General features: G+C 71.4%; 22 protein-coding genes. 9 read left to right on the plus strand and 13 right to left on the minus strand.

Annotated elements, in window-relative coordinates:
* Window positions 1-166: 166 nt before the first annotated feature.
* From B207_RS0129510 to B207_RS0129525, 4 genes are all read right to left on the minus strand, one after another.
* Window positions 167-352 carry a hypothetical protein gene (locus B207_RS0129510; RefSeq protein ID WP_018640298.1) on the minus strand — a complete coding sequence of 62 codons (186 nt, stop codon included), beginning with the start codon at window positions 350-352 and terminating at the stop codon, window positions 167-169.
* A gap of 189 nt (window positions 353-541) precedes the next feature.
* On the minus strand, window positions 542-1330 hold the full coding sequence (locus tag B207_RS0129515; RefSeq protein ID WP_018640299.1) for an SDR family oxidoreductase: 789 nt from the start codon (window positions 1328-1330) through the stop codon (window positions 542-544).
* An 86-nt stretch (window positions 1331-1416) separates the two neighbouring features.
* On the minus strand, window positions 1417-4056 hold the full coding sequence (locus B207_RS0129520) for a bifunctional acetate--CoA ligase family protein/GNAT family N-acetyltransferase (protein WP_018640300.1): 2640 nt from the start codon (window positions 4054-4056) through the stop codon (window positions 1417-1419).
* A 32-nt stretch (window positions 4057-4088) separates the two neighbouring features.
* The gene (locus B207_RS0129525; RefSeq protein ID WP_018640301.1) at window positions 4089-5675 is read right to left on the minus strand and encodes a serine/threonine-protein kinase; all 1587 of its coding nucleotides are present in this window, start codon (window positions 5673-5675) and stop codon (window positions 4089-4091) included.
* A gap of 94 nt (window positions 5676-5769) precedes the next feature.
* Here B207_RS0129525 and B207_RS0129530 point away from each other — a divergent pair, with 94 nt between their 5' ends.
* Window positions 5770-6285: a MarR family winged helix-turn-helix transcriptional regulator gene (locus tag B207_RS0129530; protein WP_018640302.1), complete on the plus strand. Its 516-nt coding sequence runs from the start codon at window positions 5770-5772 to the stop codon at window positions 6283-6285.
* A gap of 10 nt (window positions 6286-6295) precedes the next feature.
* On the opposite strand, the gene B207_RS0129535 is transcribed toward B207_RS0129530, so the two are convergent.
* The 3 genes from B207_RS0129535 to B207_RS0129545 form a co-directional block, all read right to left on the minus strand.
* The gene (locus B207_RS0129535; protein WP_018640303.1) at window positions 6296-6754 is read right to left on the minus strand and encodes a hypothetical protein; all 459 of its coding nucleotides are present in this window, start codon (window positions 6752-6754) and stop codon (window positions 6296-6298) included.
* Window positions 6755-6854: 100 nt separating this feature from the next.
* Entirely contained in the window at window positions 6855-7685 is an 831-nt protein-coding gene (locus B207_RS0129540) for an enoyl-CoA hydratase-related protein (RefSeq protein WP_018640304.1), read from the minus strand.
* A gap of 119 nt (window positions 7686-7804) precedes the next feature.
* The gene (locus B207_RS0129545; RefSeq protein ID WP_018640305.1) at window positions 7805-8482 is read right to left on the minus strand and encodes a DUF308 domain-containing protein; all 678 of its coding nucleotides are present in this window, start codon (window positions 8480-8482) and stop codon (window positions 7805-7807) included.
* 196 nt (window positions 8483-8678) lie between these two features.
* Here B207_RS0129545 and B207_RS0129550 point away from each other — a divergent pair, with 196 nt between their 5' ends.
* From B207_RS0129550 to B207_RS0129560, 3 genes are read left to right on the plus strand one after another with little or no spacing between them, the layout of a single operon-like run.
* A complete protein-coding gene (locus tag B207_RS0129550) occupies window positions 8679-9686 on the plus strand; it encodes an LLM class F420-dependent oxidoreductase (RefSeq protein WP_018640306.1) in 1008 nt (335 codons plus the stop codon).
* 2 nt (window positions 9687-9688) lie between these two features.
* Window positions 9689-10747, plus strand: a complete 1059-nt coding sequence (locus B207_RS0129555) for a DUF2889 domain-containing protein (protein WP_018640307.1) — start codon at window positions 9689-9691, stop codon at window positions 10745-10747.
* A gap of 50 nt (window positions 10748-10797) precedes the next feature.
* Window positions 10798-11631 carry a crotonase/enoyl-CoA hydratase family protein gene (locus B207_RS0129560; protein WP_018640308.1) on the plus strand — a complete coding sequence of 278 codons (834 nt, stop codon included), beginning with the start codon at window positions 10798-10800 and terminating at the stop codon, window positions 11629-11631.
* A 427-nt stretch (window positions 11632-12058) separates the two neighbouring features.
* Here B207_RS0129560 and B207_RS36310 read toward each other — a convergent pair whose 3' ends face one another.
* Both B207_RS36310 and B207_RS0129570 read right to left on the minus strand, forming a co-directional pair.
* Window positions 12059-13375, minus strand: coding sequence for a DUF427 domain-containing protein (locus B207_RS36310; protein ID WP_018640309.1), 1317 nt, complete (start codon window positions 13373-13375; stop codon window positions 12059-12061).
* Between the two features lie 10 nt (window positions 13376-13385).
* Window positions 13386-14255: an alpha/beta fold hydrolase gene (locus B207_RS0129570; protein WP_018640310.1), complete on the minus strand. Its 870-nt coding sequence runs from the start codon at window positions 14253-14255 to the stop codon at window positions 13386-13388.
* A gap of 514 nt (window positions 14256-14769) precedes the next feature.
* Here B207_RS0129570 and B207_RS40350 point away from each other — a divergent pair.
* From B207_RS40350 to B207_RS0129585, 3 genes are all read left to right on the plus strand, one after another.
* Window positions 14770-14949: a hypothetical protein gene (locus tag B207_RS40350; RefSeq protein ID WP_018640311.1), complete on the plus strand. Its 180-nt coding sequence runs from the start codon at window positions 14770-14772 to the stop codon at window positions 14947-14949.
* 271 nt (window positions 14950-15220) lie between these two features.
* Window positions 15221-15382 (plus strand): hypothetical protein, encoded by a 162-nt coding sequence (locus tag B207_RS40895; RefSeq protein ID WP_018640312.1) that lies wholly within the window; start codon window positions 15221-15223, stop codon window positions 15380-15382.
* Window positions 15383-15700: 318 nt separating this feature from the next.
* Window positions 15701-16006 carry a hypothetical protein gene (locus B207_RS0129585; RefSeq protein WP_018640313.1) on the plus strand — a complete coding sequence of 102 codons (306 nt, stop codon included), beginning with the start codon at window positions 15701-15703 and terminating at the stop codon, window positions 16004-16006.
* 102 nt (window positions 16007-16108) lie between these two features.
* On the opposite strand, the gene B207_RS0129590 is transcribed toward B207_RS0129585, so the two are convergent.
* From B207_RS0129590 to B207_RS0129600, 3 genes are read right to left on the minus strand one after another with little or no spacing between them, the layout of a single operon-like run.
* Window positions 16109-17485: an FAD-binding oxidoreductase gene (locus tag B207_RS0129590; RefSeq protein WP_051102720.1), complete on the minus strand. Its 1377-nt coding sequence runs from the start codon at window positions 17483-17485 to the stop codon at window positions 16109-16111.
* Entirely contained in the window at window positions 17482-19347 is a 1866-nt protein-coding gene (locus B207_RS0129595; protein ID WP_018640315.1) for a rhodanese-like domain-containing protein, read from the minus strand. Before B207_RS0129595 ends, B207_RS0129590 begins: the two co-directional genes overlap by 4 nt.
* Window positions 19344-20174 carry an alpha/beta hydrolase gene (locus B207_RS0129600; protein WP_018640316.1) on the minus strand — a complete coding sequence of 277 codons (831 nt, stop codon included), beginning with the start codon at window positions 20172-20174 and terminating at the stop codon, window positions 19344-19346. The genes B207_RS0129595 and B207_RS0129600 overlap by 4 nt, the downstream gene beginning before the upstream one ends.
* Window positions 20175-20529: 355 nt before the next feature.
* On the opposite strand from B207_RS0129600, the gene B207_RS0129605 reads away from it, so the two are divergent.
* Window positions 20530-21411 (plus strand): LysR family transcriptional regulator, encoded by an 882-nt coding sequence (locus B207_RS0129605; protein ID WP_018640317.1) that lies wholly within the window; start codon window positions 20530-20532, stop codon window positions 21409-21411.
* 16 nt (window positions 21412-21427) lie between these two features.
* On the opposite strand, the gene B207_RS0129610 is transcribed toward B207_RS0129605, so the two are convergent.
* Window positions 21428-21871, minus strand: coding sequence for a nitroreductase family deazaflavin-dependent oxidoreductase (locus tag B207_RS0129610; RefSeq protein WP_026311572.1), 444 nt, complete (start codon window positions 21869-21871; stop codon window positions 21428-21430).
* A 527-nt stretch (window positions 21872-22398) separates the two neighbouring features.
* Between B207_RS0129610 and B207_RS0129615 the strand changes: the two genes are divergently transcribed.
* Window positions 22399-23655: an ABC transporter substrate-binding protein gene (locus B207_RS0129615; protein ID WP_018640319.1), complete on the plus strand. Its 1257-nt coding sequence runs from the start codon at window positions 22399-22401 to the stop codon at window positions 23653-23655.
* Window positions 23656-23757: the final 102 nt, after the last annotated feature.

Consider the following 23757-nt stretch of genomic DNA (forward strand, 5'->3'; position numbering starts at 1 on the left):
GGCCGCCAGCTCCGTCAGCACGGCCGAACGTCCAGAACCTAGTACTGCAATCGGACATCTAGAACTGTCCACGCCGGACGAACGTCGGACATCGGGGAATTTCCGTGTCGTTGGCTGACCGGAGCGGCACGGGAGATGCGGCCCGTGCCGGCCGGACGCCGTGCCGTCAGCGTCCGGCGGTGGAACCCGAGCGGCGGGCGCGGGAACGGGTGCCCACGTCGACCTGCCGGGCCGGGCCCGCGCCGGCGGCCACGTTCTCCAGATCCGCGGCGATGTTGGTCTTGATCAGCCCGACGGTCCGCTCGCGGTCGTTGGCGTCGAGTCCTTCGAGCAGGCTGTTGATCAGGCTCACTGTCATCCTCCGGGGGAGTCGTGTGATCGCGTAGCTCGCTTCCTCCTGCTTCCCGGGTGGGTTCGTGTTAAGCATGCGAATTTCGTGACGACGTCGTTTATGCAGGTCAGAGCCCCATACCCACGCATCCGGGCCAATCCGCCGGCGCCGCGCGGCAGCCGCGCGGCAGCTGCGCGGGACGCGCCCGGGTCAGTGGACGGGGGACAGCCCGCCGTCCAGGTTGATGCCGGTGCCGGAGATGTAGGCGGACCGCGGCGACAGCAGGAAGGCGACCAGATCGGCGAACTCCTGCGCGCGGCCGACCCGGCCGAGCGGGATGCCGGAGCTCCGGCCGAGATCGGCGTAGAGGTCGCCGACGCCGACGCCGAGGTCGGCCGCCCGCCGCTCCCACTGGTGGCTCTCCACCAGGCCGACGAGCACCGCGTTCACCCGGATGCCGTCCGGGCCCAGCTCCCTGGAGAGCGCCTTCGTCAGGGCCAGCCCGGCCGCCCGGGACACCGAGGTCGGTGTCGACCCCGCGCCGGGGGCCTTCCCCGCGATCGCGAGCGTGTTGACGACGCTGCCGCCGCCCGCGGCCACCAGGTGCGGCAGCACCAGGCGGGTCAGCCGGACGGCGCTGTGCACCTTGAGCTCGATGTCCGCCTCCCAGACCTCGTCGCTCTGCGCCGCGAACGGGCCGGCGGCACTGCGCCCGGCGTTGTTCACCAGGCCGTCGACGCGGCCCCAGCGGCCGACCGCGAGCCCGGTGAAGCGTTCCAGGTCATCCGGGCGGGTCACGTCCGCGGCGACCGGGAGGAGGTTCGCCTCGTCGGCGCCGGCCTTCGTGAGCTCGGCGGCCAGCTGGTCGAGCCCGTCGGCTCGGCGGGCGCAGAACGCCACCCGCGCGCCCTCGGCCGCCAGCAGGCGGACGAGTGCCGCGCCGAGGCCCTCGGACCCGCCGGTGACCAGCACGACCCGGCCCGCAAGTTCGAGATCCATGTTTTCCTCCGTTGCCACACGGCCGGTCGCCGGCTGATCCGGCCACCAGCATGGCGGGTGACGGAGCCGGGTGGCGGCAGCGGGTGTCAGCGGAAATAGTCGACACCGGCTCCCGTCATCCGGCGGGGCAGGGAGTCCGGGTCGGTCTCCGGCGGCAGCAGGCGGACGCCGGCATGGAGCACCACCACCCCGGAGCGCCCGACGAGAACCGGGTCGAGGAGCACTTCCGCGACCGCTGGCACCTCCTCGGCGAGCCTGGCCAGCCGGTGCAGCAGATCCTCCAGCGCGGCGATGTCGGCCGGAGCGCTCCCGCCCCCGCCGACGAGCAGGACCGAACCGCGGATGCCCCGCACGAGTTCGGCGGCGTCCCGGTCGGTCAGCGGCAGCGCCCGCGCCAGCGGGTCGACCAGCAGGCCGGCTACCGCCCCGCCGAGCCGGAGCGACAGCAACGGCCCGATCGCCGGGTCCTGCGTCATGCGGACCACAGTCGAGACACCGGCCGGGGCCATCGGCTGCACCAGCATGTCACCCGGCCCGACCGCCAGCCGGATCGTGCGCCACGCCTGGCCGAGCGCCCCCGGCCCCGCGAGCCCGAGACGCACCGCGCCGACGTCCAGCCGACCGCGGAACCGTTCGTCGGCGATCTTGAGAGCCACCGGCCAGCCGATCCGCTCGGCGGCGGCCAGCGCCTCCTGCTCGGACGTCACCCGCTCGCTCCGCCAGACCGCCAGGCCGGCGCCGGCGAGGACCTCGTCCACCCGCTCCGACGGCAGCCAGCTGCCGTCCATCGCCGCGCCCGCCAGCGCCGCGCGGCTGCGATCCAGGTCGAGCCGATCGAGGGCGGGGACGGTGCCCTGCTCCCGGTCGCGCCACGCCGCGTGGTCGGCGGCGCGGGCGATCGCCCAGGCCGCCGACTCGGGGGAGGTGAACGAGGGCACCGAGCCGCGGCCGGGCGCCGCTGTGTCCCCGGCGGCCAGCGCGGCCGGAATCCCGTCCTGGCCGAGGAACGAGGCAGCCACCGGAACCCGGCCGGCGGCGGCCACCCCGCGCACGGCGCGGGCCAGCTCGTCCACGGCGGGATGCGGTGTGACCAGCACCAGGACGGCATCGACATCATCGGACCCGGCGACGGCCCGCAGCGCCCCCGCGAACCGCTCCGGGGCGGCCATGGCACCGAGGTCCACCGGGTTGGCCGGCTCCGGATCGCTGCCGAGGACCTCCCGCAGTGCGGCGGCTGTCGCCGGGCCGAAGGCGGGGACCTCCAGCCCGGCCGTGTGGCAGGCGTCCACGGCGAGCGCCGCCAGCGCGCTGGACGTCCCGACGACGCCGACGCGCCGCCCGGCGGGCAGCGGCTGGGTGACCAGCAGCGCCGCCAGGTCGAACAGCTGCCCCAGCGTGCCGACGCGGATGACGCCGGCGCTGGTGAACAGGGCGTCCAGCGCCGGGTCGGCCGAGCGGCCGCCGCTCTTGAGCGCCACCACCGGCTTTCTCCGCCCCAGCCGCCGGGCGATCCGGGCGAACTTGCGCGGGTTGCCGAAACTCTGCAGGTGCAGCAGGGCGACGTCGGTGCGCGGATCCGACTGCCAGAACTGCAGGACGTCGTTGGCGGAGACATCCGAACGGTCCCCGGTCGAGACGAAGGTCGACAGCCCGATCGCCCGTCGCGCCGACTCGGTGAGGAACGTGCCGGCCAGCGCGCCCGACTGGGTGAACGCACCGACCCGGCCCGCCGCCGGCTCACCGACGGCGAAGGTGGCGTGCAGCCGGACCGCCGGATCGGTGTTGATGACGCCCATCGCGTTCGGGCCGATCAGGCGCATCCCGGACACCCTGGCCAGCCGGGTCACCTCCGCGAGTCGGGCACGGCCCTCCGGGCCCGCCTCGGCGAAACCGGCAGACACGACGATCAGACTCCGGACGTCCTTCTCCGCGCAGGCGCGGACCGCGTCGACGACCTGCGGGGCGGGCACCGCGATCACCGCGAGGTCGACCGCGTCCGGGATCTCCCGCACATCGGGATAGGCATACACGGAGGCCACCTGCCGGGCCGCGGGGTTGACCGGATAGGCCGGACCATGGAAGTCGCTGGACAGCAACCGGCGGAACACCTCGTGACCGGCGGCGCCGGGCTCGCGGCTCGCGCCGAGCACCGCGACCGTCCGCGGCGCCAGCAGCCGGGCGATGCTCCGCGCCTCGGCCCGCTGCTCCAGCGCCCGTGACATCCCACGGGCCCGCGGCGCCTGTGCCGTCGAGAACATCATCCGGACGGGTCCGGTGGTACCGGCGGCGTGGACGAAACCGGCCGCACGGAAGGCCTCCAGCGCCTGCGTGTTGTCCACCGGCAGGTCGGCGACCAGCTGGCGGACACCCTGGTCGTGGGCCGCGGCGGTCAGGTGCTCGAGCAGCAGCGGCCCGAGGCCGCGCCGCCGGTGCGCCCGCTCCACGAGCAGGCCGACCCGGGCCTGGTCCGTCCCGGCGAGGCGTTCGTACTCGGCCACGCCGACCAGGCATCCCCGGAGCAGGGCCATCACGGCAAACCGGCCCGGACGGGCCTGGTCCTGGTCCTGGGCCTGGGCCGGGTTGTCGGCCCAGGGCAGGCCCGCGGCCTCCGCCGCGGACAGGCCGGCGCGCAGCGCGGCGAGGCTGGCGAGATCAGCATCCGACACCGGCCGGAGCTGCACGGTCGCACCGTCGGCGAGGACGGCGTCGGCCTCCCAGTCGTTCATCGCTCCTCCTGCCGAACGGCGTTCTCCCGTGATCAGCCCCGCCGGCGCAGCGTGCCGGTCGGCCGGCCCGCGTCGTCCTCCTCCGACTGGAAAACCAGCTCTCCGGCAGCGGACAACGACAGCCGGCTCGTCCCCCCGCTCGTGCACAGCGAGACACCGGGCAGCAGAGTCGGATTGTCGCCCGTGCCGGGGATGTCCCGCAGCACGACCGCCGGTGGGGCGCCGGCCGACGGGGGCTCACTCAGACCGACAAGTTCCTGGTCGCCGACACACCGGATCCCGGTGCTGCCCGCACCGCCCGCGCCGCCCAGGGCCTCGAGGCCGAGGAGCGTGGTCTCCGAGTGCCCGATGGTCTGGCCGGTGCCACCGGGCTGCAGCGTGATCACCATGTTCTGGGCGACGCCCAGGCGGGAGACGATGCGCCCCTCCCACGACCCGGCGTAGCCGTCGGGCAGCTCCCCGGGTCGGGTCGTGGTGGCGCCTGAGTCGTCGATGGGAGCACGAGGGGCGGAGCTCGCCAGCCCGGTTCCTTCCGCGGCGCCGTCCCCGGAACCCCGCGAACCCCGCGAACCGAGAAGAACGACGGCCGCGACGATGATCGTCAGGCACAGTGCGCCCACCGCGGCGACGACGGCCAGCGCCCGCCGGTCACCGCCGGCCCTCGTCGGGACGGGCGGCGGGCTGTAGGCGGTGACACCGGTGACACCGGTGACGCCGGTGTCACCGGTGTCGAGGTCGAGGACGTCCACTGCCTGCCGGACCAGCCCACTGACCAGGTCCGGCGGCAGCCAGTCCGCCCACAACGCCGCCGCCCCGGTGCCGTCCGGGGCAAGTGCCCGGCGGATCTCGGCGGGCCGGGGACGTCCCTGCGGTGCCTTGTGCAGGCAGGCCTCGACCGTTCCGCGCAGGTCGGGTGGGACGGCGGTTAGCTGGGGCTCGGCGGTGAGAATCCCGTACATCACCGCCGGTGTTCCGGCTCCGGCGAACGGGCCGGCCCCGGTGGCGGCGAACGCGAGGACCGAGCCGAGCGCGAACACGTCACTGGCCGGCCCGACCTCCCCACCGGTGATCTGCTCGGGCGACACGAACGCCGGCGAGCCGATCAGGGCTCCCGCCTGGGTGAGCACGGTCGCGTCGACCGCCCGCGCTATCCCGAAGTCGATCACGGTGGGGCCGTCCACGGTGATCAGCACGTTGGACGGCTTCAGATCCCGGTGGACCACACCCGCGGCGTGCACGGCCTCCAGAGCCTCGGCCAGGCCCGCGCCGAGCGCCCGTACCGTCCGCGGGGGCAACGGCCCGTGCCGACGCACCGCGTCCAGCAGCGACGGCCCCGGAATGTAGGCCGTGACCAGGTACGGAGGGTCAGCGTCGGCATCCGCGTCGAGCACCCGCGCCGTCCACCGGCCACTGACCCGCCGGGCCGCCTCGACCTCGCGGCGGAACCGGGCGCGGAACGCCGGGTCGCTCGCGAACTCCGGCCGGATCACTTTCACGGCGACCGTGCGCCCACCCGGGCTGCGGGCGAGATACACCCGGCCCATCCCGCCGGACCCGAGGATGCCGAGCAGTCGATAGGCGCCGGCGGCCCGCGGGTCGTCGGAGCCGAGGGATTTCATACGTGCCTGCTCCTCTCGGATCTCCGGCGGTCGGGTTCAGCCGAAAGGTACTGGCAAATCGCGGGAATGCCGACGGGAATCATAGGCTGCCCGTATGGATGGCGGCAGAGACCCGGGGCGCGACGGCCGGCCGGTCACGGCGGAGCCGCGATGGCTGCAGGCCAGTGAACGTACCGCGTGGCGTGGGCTCATCGGAGTGATGACCCGGCTGCCGGCCGCGCTGGACGCCCAGCTACGCCAGGACGCGGGCCTGAGTCATTTCGAGTACTCGGTCCTCGTCGGCCTGTCCGAAGCGCCGCACCGGACGCTGGCCATGGCCCGGCTCGCCGACTTCACCTGCGGATCGCTTTCCCGACTGTCGCACGCCGTCAAACGCCTGGAGGGCAAGGGCTGGGTGCGCCGCACCCCATGCCCGGCCGACGGCCGGGTCACCAACGCCACCCTCACCGACCTGGGTTTCGAGAAACTCGCGGCATCCGCCCCCGGCCACGTCGAGACCGTGCGGGACCTGGTGATCGAGGCGCTGTCCCGCGACCAGCTCGATCAGCTCGGCGCCATCTGCGGCCAGATCCTCAACCGGCTCGACACCGCTCCGCCCCGGCCCCGCTGAGCCCTCGCGCTCAGACGCCGGTGGTCGAGCCCGGGCGGACGATCATCAGAACCGTGACCACGGTCCACAACAGGCTGAACAGCCCACTGGCGACAGCCACGTTGCGGGCGCTCACCGCGGCGGCCCGGGTGCCGATCACGTTGAGGAGCTGCTGCTGACCCGGCAGCACCGCGAGGGCGAGAACACCTGCCGCCACGCCCGTCAGCACGATCGAGGTGAGCAGCCAGGGGTCCCCGAGCACCCCCATGCTCGCCGCGGTGGCGAAGCCCAGGATCGGCACAGTGATGCCGATGGCCGCGTACACGTTGCAGATGCGATGCAGCGTGCTCACCACGCCCACCGCCCGGGCGTCGTCAGGGTCGCGCAGGGCAGCCCGGACCGCGGGGGCGAACATGCTCGCGGCGACGGTCACCGGGCCGACCGCGATGATCGCGACGACGACGTGGGCACTCAGCAGAAAGGTGGTCACGTGTCCGTCCTGGGATGCGGGGATACCTCACGGTAGGCCCCGGGACATCCCGGCCGGCTGTGACGGGAGTGCCGCCGGCCCGCGCCCTCCGGCTCCGCTGCTACCGGACCTCGGACCCTTGACCGAGCGCGTCGAACACCGCTGGTCGCTTCTCCGCCCGCGCGGTCAGCGCCTCCGCGAGTCCGGGACCCTCGAACGCGATGTCCATCTGACGCAGTGTGTCCGTCAGCGCGTCATCGCGGGAACGATCGAGGTCGTCGTAGACCTGCTTCTTGATCGTCGCCAGGGAGAACGGCGAGCAGTTCGTCACCAGGTCCGCGGCGTAGGCGAGTGCGGCGTCCAGAACCGCGCCATCCGGGACCACCCTGTGCACGAGACCGATCTGCGCGGCCTCCTCGGCGCTGACGGTGCGCCCGGTCAGGAGAAGATCCATCGCCGCCGGCAGGCCGATGAGACGGGGCAGCAGCCAGGACACCCCGTACTCGGCCGCGAGGCCGAGCCTGGAGAACGCGGTCGCGAGCTTCGCCGACTCGGCGGCGATCCGGATGTCACTGCCGAGCATGTAGGCGAATCCGATACCCACCGCCGCCCCGTTGATGGCAGCAATCACTGGCTTGCGCAGGCGCAGCGTCAGCGAGGGCAGGTCATCCCGGGCCGGGACGAACTTCTTGATCGTCTCGGCGCCGCCGCGCAGCACCTCCAGGTCGGCACCGGAGCAGAAGCCGGGGCCTGCTCCGGTGACCACGATCGCCCGGACCTGCGGGTCGTCATCCGCGGCGCGAAGCGCCCTGGCGTAGGCAAGGGCCATCGTCGCGGTGATCGCGTTGCGTGCCTTCGGACGGTTGAAGGTGATGACAGCGATCCCGTCACGGACCTCGGTCAGGATCTCGCTGTCATCCGTGTCCGTCGTCACGCTGCCCGCCTCCGTCATCGAGTCGCCCTCATGCCCTGCGTCGTCCAGCAGCCTAGGCGACCGTCTCGAGCCGGCGCGCAGACATGTGACGCGGAGCGGGGCAACCTGGACGGGGCGCCCTGCTCCCCGTCACCAGGTCACATGCGGCCACGTGTCGAGGCCTCCTCACGCTGCTGTCCTCGTGCCTGCCCCCGTGCGGCCTCTGTGGCGGCCCGGCCGCTGAAACCGGTGCGGGTGAGGGCGTCCATCCGCGGCTCCTCGCCGCCAGCGGACCGCAGCTTGGTGGCGAACTTGGTCAGGCCGATGACCAGCGCGGTCAGCGCAACCCACAGAACCGCCAGCGGGTAGCTCGGACGGTGCTGCGCCGACGCCCAGAAGGCGATGCCGAGCGAGAACGTGCCGATCGCCAGCGGAACCCACCACGTCCCGGTCCGTGCCGCGTCGCGCTGGGAGAAGGCCGTGGCCAGCGCGTGGATCCCCAGCGCCAGCAGCGCCCACGCGGCGATGCGGGAGACGACCGTCACTGTGGGCCCGGGCCACGCGAGCGCCACGATTCCGCCCGCGACGAGCATCACGGCGAGGAGCGCATGTGTGGGGCGCCAGCCGGTGCCGGAGGCCATTGCCGCCACCAGCTCGCTCAGACCTCCCAGGAGGAGTGTGATCCCGAGAAGGATGGCGATCGAGGTGCCTGTCGTCAGCCCGAACATCGGGATGGCCAGTGCCAGCAGGACCCAGGCAGCACCCAGGACGAGCAGCGCCGGGCCGGCCTTCGCCTCGACCGCGGCGATCCCGCCTGCGTCGCTTGATGCAGTCATGAACTCATCCCTTCAGCGGGTGGTTGACTGTCCTCCTCAGGACTGCCCTGGTAGCGGGAATCTCATACCCTGCGTCACTAGATCAACCCATTCTGTCGTCCTGGTTCCGGCGGGGCTGCGAACGGTTGCCCCCATCGGCCGGCTGGCGCCAACCTGGGGACCGTAGGTCTGCTGGAGGCCGCGGCGAGGAGATGCGTTGAAAATCGATTACACCCTGTCGGACGACATCGCCGTGACGCCGACCGACGCTGCCCGGGTCGAGAAGGAGGGCTACGGCGGCGCCTGGGTCGGAGAGACCCGGCACGACCCCTTCATGCAGTGCCTGCAGGCCGCGACCGCCACTGCGTCGATCACTGTCGGAACCTCGATCGCCATCGCCTTCGCGCGGACCCCGATGACCCTCGCCAACCTCGGCTACGACCTGGCGCAGTACAGCGAGGGACGTTTTGTCCTGGGTCTCGGCTCCCAGATCAAGCCGCACATCGAGAAGCGCTTCTCCATGCCCTGGTCTCACCCCGCACCGCGGATGCGCGAACTCCTTCTCGGTATCCGGGCGATCTGGGACTCCTGGCAGAACGGCACCAAGCTAGACTTTCGGGGCGACTTCTACACGCACACCCTCATGACGCCCTTCTTCACCCCGAAGCCCCAGGCCTTCGGCCCCCCGCCGATCTACCTCGCCGGGGTCGGCCCGGGCATGACCGAAGTCGCCGGCGAAGCCGCCGACGGATTTATCGTGCATCCTTTCACCACCGTCCGTTACATCGAGGAAGTGACGATTCCGGCGCTGCTGCGTGGTCGGGCCCGAGCCGGAAAAGCTGATCTCGAGGGCTTCACGATCTGTGGTCCCTCCTTCGTGACGCTCGGCCGGACGGAGGCCGAGATGGAACGCTCGGTCGCGGCGACCAGGAAGCAGATCGCCTTCTACGGATCCACCCCGGCCTACCGCCCCGTCTTCGAGATGCACGGCTGGGGTGAGGTCCAGCCGGAGCTCACCACGCTGTCCAAGCAGGGCCGGTGGGACGACATGGCCAACCTGATCACGGATGACATTCTGGAAGAGTTCTCCGTCGTCGGCACACCCGAAGAGGTCGGTCGGGGACTTCGCGCCAAGATCGGAAACATCTACGCTCGCACGACGCTCTACGACTCGGGTGGCTCGGACCAGGCGCACTGGCCCGCTGTCCTCGACGCCGCGAGCTGACAATGACGTCCGGCTGGCAGTTCGTCGATCCACCGCCGGCTGAGCCGCCATTGCACCCGCGGCACGGTATCCACGAGCCGACCGCCGGCAGTCCTGCCCGCCCTCGAGGCTCGGTCCGGCGCACGATCACGATCGATGCGCTGCGTCCGGACGGTGCGCAGGGGAACCTGAGGCTGGTCGGAAAGGGCCGCGATCTGGTCACGGGCGTCGACGGGACATCCGAGGTGGCCGCCGAAGCACGTTTCACCCTGGAGATCGCGCCCGACGGGCAGCGAAACCTTCTGCGTATCGAGACCGATCCTGCCGTCCCCGAGCTCCGGAGTCTGGTCGGTACGGGCACCATCTCGGGGCTACGGCGCCGCATCGCACAGGCCGCGCCCGATCTCCGCGCGGCCCAGCCGCTCCTCGAAGCCATGCTGGACGACGCGCCGGTGAGCGCCCTCGTCTCCGGTTATGCCCTTGGCCGGATGGGGCTCGTTCCCCGTGCCACAGGCATGCTCCTGGCTCAGACGGACCAGTGCGCCGGGTGGGCACGGGGCGCGACGCTCGTCTCGGCCATAGAACAGGACGGCATGGTGCCCACGGTCACCGGCCCGATCGCACCTCCTCTCACTCGACCAGACGATCCCCTGGCATGGCACGAGACCTCCCAGCTGCCCCCGCACGGCATGCGCCGGCACCGGCGCCTCGACGTCACGCGCGGCACGGAAAGGGGCAGCTGCGACCTGGATCTCCTCTTCCGGGACAGTTACCAGGCCGCCGGTGGACCCGAGACCGTCATCCACGAGTACACCGTCGCCGGCCGACTGGACCTCACCACCATGACTCTCACCGAGGTTTCCTCACTACCTCGTGCGCTGCCCTGGGTGGAATGCCCGTTGGCGGCTGCCAGCGCATCCCGGCTTACTGGCACACCTGTGGCCGACGCCCGAAAGATGGTCCGGACGGATCTGCGGGGGACCAGCACCTGCACCCATCTCAACGACACGCTCCGGTCGCTCGTCGGTGTTCCCGAACTTGTGTCCCTACTACCTCCCGCCCAGCGGGACGCGCCCCGATAGGGGAGAGTGGGACACGCTCCGCTCGTGCCCACTGTCCTCGGGAGTACCTTGTGGCAAGCCGAAACTTCGAGATAGACGTAGTCGACAACGTCGCCTGGCTCGTGCTGTCTCGTCCCGACGAGCTCAACACCCTCCGGCGCGACTTCTGGGACGAGTTTCCTGCCGCTGTCGCTGACCTCAGCACGGACGGCGGTGTCCGCGCACTCGTCATAGCATCAACCGGACGGCACTTCACCGCCGGTCTCGACCTTTCCGCGTTCGGCGACACCGAGCTCTTCGCGGCCGGGGAACCGGCCCGCGTCAACCTTGCCCGCCGCTCTCTGGTCCTCAGGATGCAGGACGCCCTCACGGTACTCGAACGGACTCGATTTCCTGTGCTCGCCGCCGTGCAGGGCGGATGCATCGGAGGCGGACTCGACCTGGTGACCGCCTGCGACATGAGATACGCGACCGAGGACGCCTTCTTCACTGTTCAGGAGACAAAGATCGGAATTACCGCTGATCTTGGGACGCTGCAGCGTCTTCCCAAGCTGATTCCGGCCGGGGTCGCCCGGGAGCTTGCCTACACGGGGCGTCGGTTCCCCGCCGCCCGGGCTCTGGCCGTGGGCCTTGTGAACGAGGTCTTCCCGGATCAGGAATCCATGCTTCGCGGCGTGGGGGAGATCGCGGCAGAGATCGCGGCCAACAGCCCCCTCGCTGTGTGGGGCAGCAAGGAGATGCTGTTGTACGCGCGTGACCATGCAGTGTCGGACGCGCTGACCCACATGGCCACGTGGCAGGCCGGCGCACTCCAGTCCGGCGAGGTCAACGAGTCGATCACGGCTCGGGTGGAGAAGCGGTCACCGGTCTATCCGGACCTTCCTTCGACGACAACACCGGGATAGAGCGTCTCCGTCGAGGTCGCAGGAGACTGCGGGCCGGTGGCAACCGGGGTGACGGCAGGTCTGGTCGCGTGCCCGTACATGGCGAACCTGAGCCGGGGACGGGTGCCGGCGGTCAGCAACCTCAGCTCGGCCTCGTCGGCTGGCATGACGGTGGTCAGCCTGCCGATGCCATCCTCACCCGTCGAAACCCGTACGCGCCTCTCAGCTCTACGTACCTGGGAGCGGGTGGCCGCCCCCTCGGGGTCCAGCGCGTGCACGATCTGTCGACAGGGCCCGCGTCCTCCCGAAAAGTTGAAGCGGGCGCTGGGCGTCGACGTCGGTGCCCACGTCAAAATTCGGCAGGCCGGCGATCGGCCTGCTCTCGGAACTCGCGTGCTGAACCACCCGGCCGGCGCCGCTGACAACGGGTCCCTGTCAGTGGCCGGACTCACAGTGAGATTCTGCCGTCCACCGCGTGGGAATTCTGGGTGAACCCACGAAGCATGGCATCCACAGTGAACGAGGCGATCAGCGTTTTCGTCTCGTCGTATACCCGGCATTCGGAGTGGGTCATTCCGTCGCCGGCGAAGGTGGAAAGGTGGTGATAACGCAGCCAGTGGTCGGCGTGGACCACGGAGTGGAAGGAGATGCCGATCGCGTTTATGCCCATCGACAGAGTGCGGTGAGCCTGGCGCTGGCCGACGCCGTCATGCGGACGAAGCGCAGCGGCGATGGAAACGTGGCCCGTGAACTGAGCGAGCAGACCTGCGTGAAGGTGCGGGTCGTCGGGAACGTCGCGGAACCTGACCCAGGCGTCAATGACCGGTGGCCCCACCGGCGCGGCCGGGTCATCTGTGTACGCCGCGTCGACCATGCGGATGTCCCGACCGGTCACCGACATGTCGCACGGCTCACTGTCGTAGGGCCCCGCGCATGCTTCCGGCGGGGCCGAGTGGCGCACAACGTCCGGTGCCGTGACATCGAGGAGCAGGGTGCCGCTGGCGCGCCGTTTTCCACCCTGCGACACATGCACTGCGAGGGTGGAGAAACTCCGCCCTGCGCTGAGTTCGTCGATCTCGAACTCCAGGGGCTCCCGAGCGTCCGCAGCTCGGTAGAACACCATGTGGGCGGACACGACACGTCGGTCGGGTGCGTGCCGACCCGCTGCGACCACGGCCTGTCCGAGCATCTGACTGCCCTCGACGACGGGGCGTCGAGGATCCGCGAGGGCAGTACTCACGTATCTGCGGTCGCCGGCCGGCCGCACGTTCATGATGTCGATGAGATCCGCGGCGTCACCCCACGTGGGGAACCGCTTGATCGTGATGTCGCCGTCGGCCCCGCCGGGAACGGTATCCATCAGCTCAACCCGGACGCGGTCGTGGTCGAAGGCGATCAGCCCGCCCAGCCAGTCGAGGCCAGAACGAGGCTGGGTGAACTCCCATACAGCGTCCTGGCCGTCTACGGCTGATGCCCCCGCGGGATCATGCCAGTCGGTGGATCCGGCAGTGGTCTTTCCCTCGAGTGTCCACAGCCGGGCCTCGCCCTTGACCGGGCAGACGGTCGTGTGGCCCTCCTCCAGGAGGAGGTCGGTCCGTACGTCGGCGCGAGGAAAGTAGAGGACCGGCACATCGGCCGCCTCCTGAACCCGGACGGCGGACGCCGATTCGGCTACCAGGGTTTCGCCCCACCACGCCCGTGCCAGGTAGCGGCAGGACTCGTGTGTTAAGGCCGGTTCGTTATCCGACGCGACGTCGGAGGTCACAGGCTGCACGTCACAGGAAGCTAACACCTGGTCGTGGCCGAGACGAGAGGTCGGCGGGTGACAGTCGGGCGATCCAGTCGAGAACGAGGGCGTTGAAGGCCTCTGGTCGCTCCTGATGCAGCCAGTGACCTCCGGATAGCTGACGGATCTCGTCGAACGGGCCCGTGACGACACCTCGCTCCCACGCGGCACGTTCGGCCTGCCGCTCGGAGTAGACGGACAGGACCGGACAGGTGCGCCTGCCCAGATAGTCGGTGCTCTGCTCCCTTCGACCGAACTGGTCCGCATCGAGCCACATCCCGAAGAGCGCGGCCCGTGCCACAGCGGCCGGAACGGCCAGGGCACGCCGGCGATGCCAGGTGGTGAGATGGGCGGGTGAGTCGGGGCCGGCAAGTGCGTGCAGGTACCGCAGGAGGCGTTCCTGAGTGCCTGGAGCGCCGAGATCGCCGAAGGACTGCTCGGATCGGGCAGCTTCGGTGTCGGTGATGCCGTACGCGGGTTCGACCGCGACGACGGCGCGCACAAGCCCGGGATCCTCGACGGCGAGCGCGCTGGCGACCATGGCGCCCAGCGAGTGTCCGACCGCGACGACACCGCCGGTGCTCTGAGTGATGCCCAGCTGCCTGAGCAGGGCGGCGAGGTCGGCGGCGAGCACGCGCGGTCGCAGGCCCTTCGAACCGGACGATCGTCCGTGGCCGCGCAGGTCCACCGCGATCACGCGATGCCGAGTGACGAAGTCCGGGATCTGGTAGTTCCAGTCGTGCGAGTCGCAGCACCAACCGTGGATCAGAACCAGCGGCGGTTGCTCACCGGCGCTGTCCCCCGCGGGGTCATCGGTGAAGAACAGCCTGGTCTCGACCCCAAGGTCGAAGTACGGCATCGATGATCCCCGCTTCGTGGACGACGTTTGCTCACTGAACGACGATCCGTATCCGTCCGGTGTTCCCAGTGCCGCAGGGCTGCGGGACTGGACGTCGAACGCTCCTGATCATAAGGTCACTATTTAGATGAACAAAGTGTAATTGTCAAGGGTGGTTGAAGGGCGGTGGCCCGTTGTCCTCACCTGGCCCTGTTCCGCTTTCCGCGTTGGATCTGGCGCCGCTTGCCTCCGGTGCATCGGCGCCCGAGGCCCTGTGTAACACGATTGATCTGGCGCGCCGCGCGGAGAGCTTCGGCTACAGCCGGTACTGGCTGGCCGAGCATCACCTGACACCGCGGGTGGTCGACGGCCTGCTGATCCCCGCGCCGCCAGCGGTTGCCTACGACATCGAGCGGCTGGGCCGGCAACTCCAGCTGGTCGGCGTCCGAGACGCTCCGACGACGGTCATGACGATCTCGTCCGGGATATCCAGGCCTTTCTGGCGGGTACCTATCAGGAGGCGGACGGAACGAGGGTGTCCGCGCCGGCTGCGGCCGGTGCCGATCTTCAGGTCTGGGTCCTCGTCGCCAGTGCGGGGGAGAGCGCACGTACCGCTGGTCAGCTCGGGCTGCCGCTGGGAGTCAACTACCACGTGGTGCCCTCGACCGTGCTTGACACGGTCGAGGCCTACCGGAGGGCCTCCCGGCCGGCGTAGCTGCCGTCCGCCAGTTCCGAAGATTGGCTGCGGGTCGGCGGGGTATCTATCACGGTGCACACGTCGTGTGTGCGCGTACCGTTTTTCCGTGCACCTGACCGACCCGGGATCTGACGCTGAGTGGCAGGAGCCGGCAAAGGGATGCGGGAGGGCGATCACCTCGATGGCCAGTTAACGGGAATGTCACCTCACGGCAGGTATATTCGGACATCCTGTTGTTGTCGTGAGGGGACGGTCCGCGGCGTGCTGCGGATCCGGCGGTTGGAGGAACATGGCCGCGATTGTCGAGTTGGCGGCGTCGATCGATGGCATCCCGACCCTTGAGGAGACGGACGCGATGCTTGAGGAGCTGCGTCAGCTTCCACGGGATGCGACCACGAGCGAGCTGATTGACGGGCTTCTCGAGATCCGGGTGCTGCTCGGCGCGACGTGACCTGCGGCTACCGGGTTCCGTAGGGGCGAGTGGGCCGGCGTCCGCAGCGGCGCCGGCCAGCTCCTGGAGACGGTTTCGTTCGACGTGCCGGCGGGGGGAACGCTACTTCAGATCTGCCCGCAGCTCCCGACGACCAGCTGGAGAAACTTCTTCGCTCTTTTGTCCGACTTCCTGGTGCCTCTTCGGTAGAAACTGGAGAACATTCCAGGGGCCTTGCCTTACAAAGCGATCAGCCAAGTGCTGCGGTAACGTTCGCCGCGCTGTCCGGCGCGTTCGGAAGCAATCTTGGAAATGAATCGCTGACAGGAAGGCAGGAACATGACGCAGGTGCAGGACCGGCAGGAGCAGCAGCAGGAGCGGCAGCGTCGCGAGCAGCAGATCGAGCGTCAGCTGCGCCAGAACTGGCGCCAGATCCGTTACAGCATCCTGGACCAGTTCGGGCAGGTCAGCACCGCTGACCTCGACGCCGCCACCAACGTGAACGACCTGGTCGCGCGCATCGCGGACAAGACCCACCACAGCGAGCGCTACGTCCAGAACCGCCTTCAGGAGCTGGCTGGCGTCGGCGCCGGGCAGGGCATCCAGAACCTCCAGGGGATCCAGGGGCAGCGCTTCGGCGCATAGCCTCTCTCCAGCCACACCGCTTGTACTGAGCGTGTGACAGGGCCGGTGGCCACCCGCGGCGAGCGAGTCGTGCTGCGGGTGGCCACCTGGTCCGGCCGGGACCTACGGGCCGTGTCCGGGTGCGAGGATCCCGGCCGGATCGAACACGCGGCGCAGTCGGCGCTGCAGATGCAGGTTCGTCTCGCCGAGCTCGGTTCCGAGCCACTGGCGCTTGAGCACGCCGATCCCGTGCTCGCCGGTCACGGTGCCGCCGAGCTCCAGCGCGGTCCTGAAGATCCGCTCGGCGGCGTACCAGGCCGCCGCGGGAATCGCTGCCGACCCGGATCCGGGCCCATCGACGTCCGGTCGGCCCACCACGATGATCGGGTGCAGGTTGCCGTCGGCCGCGTGCGCGATGGTGAAGATCTGCACGCCGGTGTCCGCGCCGATCTCCGCGACGCGGGCCGCGGCCCGCGCCAGCTGGGAGCGGGGGACCGCGATGTCCTCGATCAGGACCCGGCCGAGGCGCTCGAGGGACGGCAGAGCGGCCCGCCGCGCGGCCAGCAGCTGCCGGGTGGTCCTCTCATCGGCCGAGCGCTGCACGTCCCGGGCGCTGCCGCGCAGGATCTCCTCGGCGGCGTCGCCCTCACGGCCCGCCCCGGGACCGTCGGTCTGGACCAGCAGGAGGGTCTCCCCGCGAAGGGCGAGGTTTCCGCCGGTCGCGGCGTCGACGGCGCGGACGGTCGGGCCGTCGAGCAGCTCCGCCATGGCCACGACGATTCCCGCCGCCGCGATGCCGGTGACGGCGTCGACCGCCGTGCCGAAGGAGTCGAAGAACGCGGCCAGGGTGACCGTCCCGACCGGCGCCGGCCGCAGCCGCAGAGTGGCGCCGACCACCACCCCGAGGGTTCCCTCCGACCCGACGAACAGGCTGGTCAGGTCGTAGCCGGCGACCCCCTTGACGGAGCGTTGGCCGGTACGGATGATCTCGCCGTCGGCGAGCACCACCTCCAGGCCCAGCACCGACTCACGGGTCACGCCGTACTTGGCGCACCGCAGCCCACCGGCATTGGTCGCGATGTTGCCGCCGATCGTGGAGATCGCGGAACTCGCGGGGTCGGGGGCGTAGGTCAGCCCCACCGCGCGGGCGGCGCGGTCGAGGTCGTCGGTGATCACCCCGGGCTCGACCACGGCGACCTGGTCGGTCCTGGAGAGCTCGCGGATGTGGTTCATCCGGTGCAGGTCGAGGATCAGCGCGCCGTCCGGCGCGGCCGCGCCGCCGGCGAGACCGGTACCGGCCCCGCGGACCGTCACCGGGATGCCGTACCTGGAGGCGTGGCGCAGCACGGCGCGCACGTCGTCGGCGCTGTGGGCGAAGGCGACGCCGAGCGGGCGCCCTTCCGGCTGCCAGCCGGAGCGGTCGAGCCGGTGTGCGTCGACGACCGCGTCCTGCCGGCTCCACTGCCCGTCCGGCAGCGGTGGCGGCCGGACGTCCGTCACGGCCCGGTGGCCACGGGACGGCCCGGGTCGGACGACCAGGCTGACCACGAACCCGGGTAGAGGGCGGCCGAGATCCCGGCGATGGCGAGGGCGGCGACCTCGTGCGCCGCGGTGACGCCCGAGCCGCAGTAGACCCCGACCGGCCGGTCGCCCGTGGCCGTCCCCAGCGCAGCGAAGCGTTCCCGCAGCTCGTCCGGGGTGCGGAACCGACCGCGGGTGTCCAGGTTGTCACCGGTCGACGCGCTCACCGCGCCGGGGATGTGGCCAGCGCGGGGGTCGACCGGTTCCACCTCGCCGCGGAAGCGCTCGGGGGCGCGGGCGTCGAGCAGCACGCCGTCGTCGGCGACCCGGGCCGCGGTGTCAGCGTCGAGGGTGGGCAGGTGACCGGAGCCGAGCACCACGTCACCCGGCGCGGGTGTGACAGCACCGGGTTCCAGGGCGTACCCGGCCTCGCGCCATGCGGTGAGCGCACCGTCGAGGATGCGGACGTCGGTGAGTCCGGCCCAGCGCAGCAGCCACCAGGCACGGGCCGCGGACAGCCCGCCGTTGTCGTCGTAGACGACGACCGGCCGGCCGTTGCGCAGGCCCCACCGCCGTGCCGCGCCCTGCAGGTCCGCGACGGTCGGCAGGGGGTGGCGCCCGGCCTGCGGGGTCGGCGGGGAGGCCAGCTCGGTGTCCAAGTCGACGTAGACGGCGCCGGGCAGGTGCCCGGCCAGGTAGTGGTCCTGCCCGTGCGGGTCGCCGAGAGCCCATCGGACGTCCAGCAGGACCGGCGGCTGTTCCGCGGCGAGTTCGGCGTGCAGCGTGGCCGCGTCGACGAGGACGACGTCGGAGCCGGAGCCGGAGCCGACGCCGACGGCCGGCCGCGCCGAGGCGAGCAGGCGGTGGACGGCGTCCTCGCCGAGCAGACCCGGGCCGGCCGCCTCCTGGGCGGCCCGGGCGATGTCGCGCTGCACACCGGCGTTGAGTGGGGCCGAGGTGCCGTGCAGGCGGGCGAGCAGCGCGATCTCCCCGTTCAGGAAGTCCGACTCGACGGAGGCGCCGCGCGCCAGGCTCTGCCAGGTCGAGCTGCCCTGCCGGTCGTGGCCGGCGATCTCGTGATGGACGAGGCCGGACAGGTCGAGCGCGCCTCTGTTGCCGATCACCTCCGTGACCTCGACGCCCGCCTCGGCGAGCACCTGGCGGGCCTCTGCCACGAGCGCCTCGGCGAGGGCGTCCCGGGCCGGGCCGGGCCGGTAGACGGCGTCCAGGTTGTAGCCGAGGTTCCCGAGCAGCTTGCCGGCCTTCCAGCGGTCGACGTCCGGGACGACCTGCACCGCGAAGGCGGCGAGGCGCAGGTCGGCGGCGATGCGGTCGACCACCGGGCTTGTGCCGCGGGGGGCGAGCCCGAGGTAGAAGGCTCCGACGAGCGGCGCGGACGGGCTGACCACCTCGCCGGGCGTCGAGTAGGAGGAGGGAATGATCACCACGGCGTCGACGACGGTGTGGAAGCGGCGCAGCGCGGTGCGGGCGTTCTCCAGGCCGTTCTGCAGGAGGACGACGGGAAGGGCCTCGGCGGCGGTTCCCGCCGGGGCGACGGGGCGCCAGGCCCATGCCGCCAGCAGCGCCTCCGAATCCTGTGACTTCGTCGCCAGAACCAGGACGTCGCCCGCCCGCAGGTCGATGTCCTCCGGGCCGCCGGCGACGGGGACGGGGATCTTCCGGTCGGAGTCGGGACGGACGTAACGGAGCCCGCTGGCCCGCAGTGCCTCCAGGTGGGCGCCGCGGGCGACCAGGACGACGTCCGTGCCGGCCTCGTACAGCTGGGCGGCGACCGTGGCACCGACGGCGCCCGCGCCGATGATGACGTACCTGCTGGTCATGCGGTCGCCCAGGCGGCGATCGCCGGAAGCTTCCGGTCAGTCACCCCGGTCACCCCGGTCACCCCGGCCGGCACGCCCTGCTCGCGGGTGGCGAGGGCGAGGTCGCGCAGCCGTTCCAGGAAGAGGACGACGACCGCGGCGGCGGTGCGGTGGGTGGCGTCGTTGAGCGCGTCGTGCCGGCCGCCGGCGATGGTCACGAACTCGGCGGACGGGGCTTTCGCGACGCTCTCCCTCGCCACGCGGACCGGGCTGACCAGGTCGGCCGCGCCGTGGACTGCGAGCACCGGCACCTGGACCCGCCCGAGGTCGGCGGCCGCGAACCAGCCGGCCGGGACGGGGGTGAGCAGCGAGCCGCGCCGGACCTGCGGGTCGTTGCTGAGCCGGGACTGGTGGGTGGGGCAGGCAGTGCGCTCGGCGAGCTCGCTGTCCCAGCCGCTGGCGGAGGCGGCGTGCTCCCCGGCCGGGAGGCCGGCCAGGACGAGGCCGTCGACGGGGTTCTGCGTGCCGGTGCCGGCGGTGGCCAGCGCGGCGACGAAGGTCGCACCCGCGTCGGAGCCGGCCAGCACCCGTGGGCCCGGCAGGTCGGGGTCGTCGAGCAGCTCGCGGACCCGGGCCCGGACACCGGCCTCGTCCGCGGTGGGGTCGCCGACCACGCGGACCTTGTAACCGTCGGAGGCGATGCGGGTACCGAACCGCTCGTACACACCGGGGTGCTCCCCGCGGCCGGCGACGAGGATCACCGTTCCGCGCGGGGCGACCGCGGGCGGATTGTCCCACGCGCTGACCGCGGCGGAGGGAGCTTCCTGGACAAACGGAGAGGAGGTCATCGGTGCCTGTCCTGTCGTGGGGAGAGATCGGGCGTCGCCGGGCAGGCGGCAGCATCCCGGACCGGCCGGGCCCGGGAACAGGGAGAGCGGCAGCGGCGTCGAGGGCTGTCGCAGTCGGGTGCGCGGAGCTCTTCAGGAGCGGAGCACTCAGGAAACGCGACAGGAGGTCGAGCTGACACGACCGAAGTCGACGGTCCGGCGGCGGGTCAGGTGGGTGACGGGGTTCCCCGCCAGCAGCCCGCTCCTGCTCCGGTGGGCTCTTCCCGGCATGTCTACCAGAATGGTTGGAAATATTGCGGCTGTAAAGCGCGGCTTCGCGATCAAAACGATCAGTAATCGTGATAGATCATCTATCATGGCTGCCGTGTCCCCTGTGCTCGACCTGGTTGCGCTGCGCAGCCTGGTGGCGATCGCCGACTGCGGCGGATTCCGCCGCGCCGCGGAGGCGCTCAGCGTGTCGCAGTCCGCCGTCAGCCAGCATGTGCGCCGGTTGGAGAAGGTCGTGGGCAGGCCCCTGGTCGAGCCGGCCGGCCGGGGCGCCCGCCTCACGCCGGAGGGCGAGCTGCTGCTCTCCGCCGGGCGGCGGATCCTCGCCGTGCACGACGACGCCCTCGACCTGCTGGGGGTCGGCGCCCCCGTCCCGCAGGCCGCCCTCGCCGTCGGTTCCACCGAGCACGCCGCCGACCACCTGATCCCCCGGGTGATGGAGACCCTCGCGGAGGGCTTCCCGGGGGCGGAGGTCAGGTTCCGCATCGACCGCGGCGCGCGGCTCGTCCAGGCACTCGAGCGGGGCACGCTCGACGTCGCCGTCCTGGTCGGCACGGCCAGCGGCCCGGCGGGCCAGGTGGCGGGCGAGCTGCCGCTGGCGTGGTACTCGGCGCCTGGCTGGGACGTGCCGCCCCCGGAACGCCCGTTGCCCCTGGTCGCGGTGGACGAGCCGTGCACCATCCGCACGCAGGCCCTGACCTCCCTCGCCCGGGCCGGCCGCGCCGCGTCGGTGGTGGGAGAGGCGGGGTATCTCGCCGGGGTGCTGCACGCGGCCCGGGCCGGGGTGGGGGTGGCCCTGCTCGCGGACGTCGGCCCGCCGCCGCAGGGCCTGGAGCGGCGGGCGGACCTGCCGGCGGTCGCCCCGGAGCCGATGCAGGTCCGCCTTCGCCGCGGGGCCTCGCCGCGGCTGGCGCGCCTGGTCGCCGCGGCGGTCGCCGGCACGCTCGCGGCGAGTCGGGTGCCGGCCTGACCGTCTCCGCCGGGTGTCAGCCGCCGCTGGCGGGCTCCAGCACGAAGACGGGAATGACCCGGTCGGTCTTCTTCTGGTACTCGGCGTAGTCGGGCCAGGCCGCGACGGCGCGCTCCCACCAGAGAGCCTTCTCCTCCCCGGTCACCTCGCGCGCGGTCATGTCCTGCCGGGTCGGGCCGTCCTGCAGCTCGACCAGGGGCTGGGCGAGGACGTTGTGGTACCAGACCGGGTGTTGCGGAGCGCCGCCCAGGGACGCCACGATCGCGTAGCGGCCGTCGTGCTCCACCCGCATCAACGGGCTTTTGCGGATCTTGCCCGACTTCGCGCCGACCGTGGTCAGGATGATCACGGGGACGCCGCGCAGCTCCGTCCCACGGGTCCCACCGGAGCTCTCGTACTCCTCGACCTGCTTGCGCACCCACTCGCTCGGGCTCGGTTCGTATTCACCAGTCAACGGCATGCAGTGAGTCAACACCGCTGGTAGAAACTCCCTTCCCGTCCGGAGCGGAAAACCCGTGGAGTGTCGGCTTCGTGCGCTGCTGTGATCGCCGTGTTGCCGTCGGGAAACTCTCGGGTGATGCGCGTCGCATTACGCCCGGCCTGCGTCGGGTGCTGATCGGGCGGTGGGGCCGTTGCGGGAGTTCCGCTGGTTGGCGTTGAGATGCCAACGCGGCGATGAGGTTTATGAGTAATGGTGTTTCTTGTGATCTTTTAGTGAGTTCTGGGTGGGGTCGAGGGGGTCGCCCGGGTGGGTGTCGTGGTTCTGCCGGCCTGCCGGTCGGCTAGGTGAGGCCATCCGGTCGAGGGCGGTCGGGTGGTCGGTATGTTCGTTCTGCCAGCTGTTGGCGGCCTCGGTCGACAAGGCCTCGGGGCCTGCCCGGACGCGCACCTTCCCGCTCTGTCACCCGTATCTGGCGCGGGCTGGCGCGCGGGTGAGGGCAACGCTGTCCGTTTTCCTGGGTGACGCGGAATCTGGAAGGTGGATCTGTGCTGGTGTTGGGGAAGAGGTTCGGCCGGCGGCAGTCGGCCGGCGCGGCGGTGGTGACGGCCGTGATGACGACCGTCATGGCCACCGCCTGCGGCTCCGGGGGGTCCACCAGCGTCGAGGCGACGGCGGACACCTGCTCGCCGGGGGTCACGGACGACCAGGTCACGGTGGGGATCCTGTACCCGGACACCGGCCTGCTCTCGTCGGAGTTCACCGGCTACCGGTTCGGCGTCGAGGCCCGCCTGAAGGCGGCGAACGCCGCTGGTGGCGTCGACGGCCGGGAGATCACGGCGGTCTGGCGCGACGACAAGTTCACCCCGGCCGGCAACGTGCAGGCCGCTCGTGACCTGCTCCGCGACAACGTGTTCGCCGTCCTGGAGTACACGGCGTACTCCCAGGAGTCCGCCGGGCTGCTCCACGAGGAGGGCGTTCCCGTCCTGGGGGTCGCGGACGAGCCGATCTGGGCGGACAACAGCAACATGTTCCCGCTCGCCTACCTGCTGGACGACTCCGACGCGACGACGACGCTGGGTGCCTTCGTCAGCGCCCAGGGCGGCACCAGCGCGGCGGTCGTCGCCACGTCGATCACGACGTCGGCCCGGCTGTACGCCGAGGCGGCACGCAGGAGCCTGGAGGCGGCCGGCGTCCGGGTGGCGTACATGGACACTGACGCCACGACCTACAGCCCCCAGCTGGTGGACCGGATCGTCCGCAGCGGCGCGGACTCGATCATCTCGCTCACCCCCTTCGACATCTACACGGCCGCGCTGGCCGAGGCGTCGGAGGCGGGGCGCCCGTTCACCGTGGCAGTCTCGCCCATGGCCTACAACGCGAGCCTGCTCGGCACGGAGACCGCCCGCGCGCTGGCCGGCACCTACGCCCCGGTGGGGTTCACCGCGATCGAGCGGAAGCTGCCCGCCCAGACCGACTACCTGTCGGCGATGAGCACCTACGCGCCGGAGATGCAGCCGGCCACCCAGCTCAGCTCGATCTACGGCTACATCGCCGCGGACATGTTCGTACGCGGCCTGGAGACACAGGACGGGTGCCCGACGCGGGCGTCGTTCATCCAGGGCATGCGTGGGATCACCTCCTACGACGGTGCCGGCCTGCTCAACCAGAAGATCGACTTCTCGGCACCCGAGCGGGCGATGGACCCGTGCACCGACTTCGTCCGGCTCTCAGCCGGCGGTGACGCCTTCGAGCCGGTCGGTACCGGGCCGGTCTGCGGGCAGCCGCTGCGCGCGGCGGGCTGAGCCCCGGCGCGGCCAGCGTCAGCGGGAGACGGTGAGGGCCGGCCAGGCCGCGCGCAGTGCCGGCAGCAGCGGCCGAGCTCCTCCTCCTGCCCAGCTTCCGCC

The organism is Parafrankia elaeagni (assembly GCF_000374165.1).
Classification (GTDB): Bacteria; Actinomycetota; Actinomycetes; order Frankiales; family Frankiaceae; genus Parafrankia; species Parafrankia elaeagni.

Excerpts from the sequence above, each read along its gene's own strand:
- B207_RS0129515 (WP_018640299.1), bottom strand. The coding sequence starts at position 1,330 with ATGGATCTCGAACTTGCGGGCCGGGTCGTGCTGGTCACCGGCGGGTCC.
- B207_RS0129520 (WP_018640300.1), bottom strand. The coding sequence starts at position 4,056 with ATGAACGACTGGGAGGCCGACGCCGTCCTCGCCGACGGTGCGACCGTG.
- B207_RS0129525 (WP_018640301.1), bottom strand. The coding sequence starts at position 5,675 with ATGAAATCCCTCGGCTCCGACGACCCGCGGGCCGCCGGCGCCTATCGA.
- B207_RS0129530 (WP_018640302.1), top strand. The coding sequence starts at position 5,770 with ATGGATGGCGGCAGAGACCCGGGGCGCGACGGCCGGCCGGTCACGGCG.
- B207_RS0129540 (WP_018640304.1), bottom strand. The coding sequence starts at position 7,685 with ATGACGGAGGCGGGCAGCGTGACGACGGACACGGATGACAGCGAGATC.
- B207_RS0129545 (WP_018640305.1), bottom strand. The coding sequence starts at position 8,482 with ATGACTGCATCAAGCGACGCAGGCGGGATCGCCGCGGTCGAGGCGAAG.
- B207_RS0129555 (WP_018640307.1), top strand. The coding sequence starts at position 9,689 with ATGACGTCCGGCTGGCAGTTCGTCGATCCACCGCCGGCTGAGCCGCCA.
- B207_RS0129570 (WP_018640310.1), bottom strand. The coding sequence starts at position 14,255 with ATGCCGTACTTCGACCTTGGGGTCGAGACCAGGCTGTTCTTCACCGAT.
- B207_RS40895 (WP_018640312.1), top strand. The coding sequence starts at position 15,221 with ATGGCCGCGATTGTCGAGTTGGCGGCGTCGATCGATGGCATCCCGACC.
- B207_RS0129585 (WP_018640313.1), top strand. The coding sequence starts at position 15,701 with ATGACGCAGGTGCAGGACCGGCAGGAGCAGCAGCAGGAGCGGCAGCGT.
- B207_RS0129595 (WP_018640315.1), bottom strand. The coding sequence starts at position 19,347 with ATGACCAGCAGGTACGTCATCATCGGCGCGGGCGCCGTCGGTGCCACG.
- B207_RS0129600 (WP_018640316.1), bottom strand. The coding sequence starts at position 20,174 with ATGACCTCCTCTCCGTTTGTCCAGGAAGCTCCCTCCGCCGCGGTCAGC.
- B207_RS0129605 (WP_018640317.1), top strand. The coding sequence starts at position 20,530 with ATGGCTGCCGTGTCCCCTGTGCTCGACCTGGTTGCGCTGCGCAGCCTG.
- B207_RS0129610 (WP_026311572.1), bottom strand. The coding sequence starts at position 21,871 with ATGCCGTTGACTGGTGAATACGAACCGAGCCCGAGCGAGTGGGTGCGC.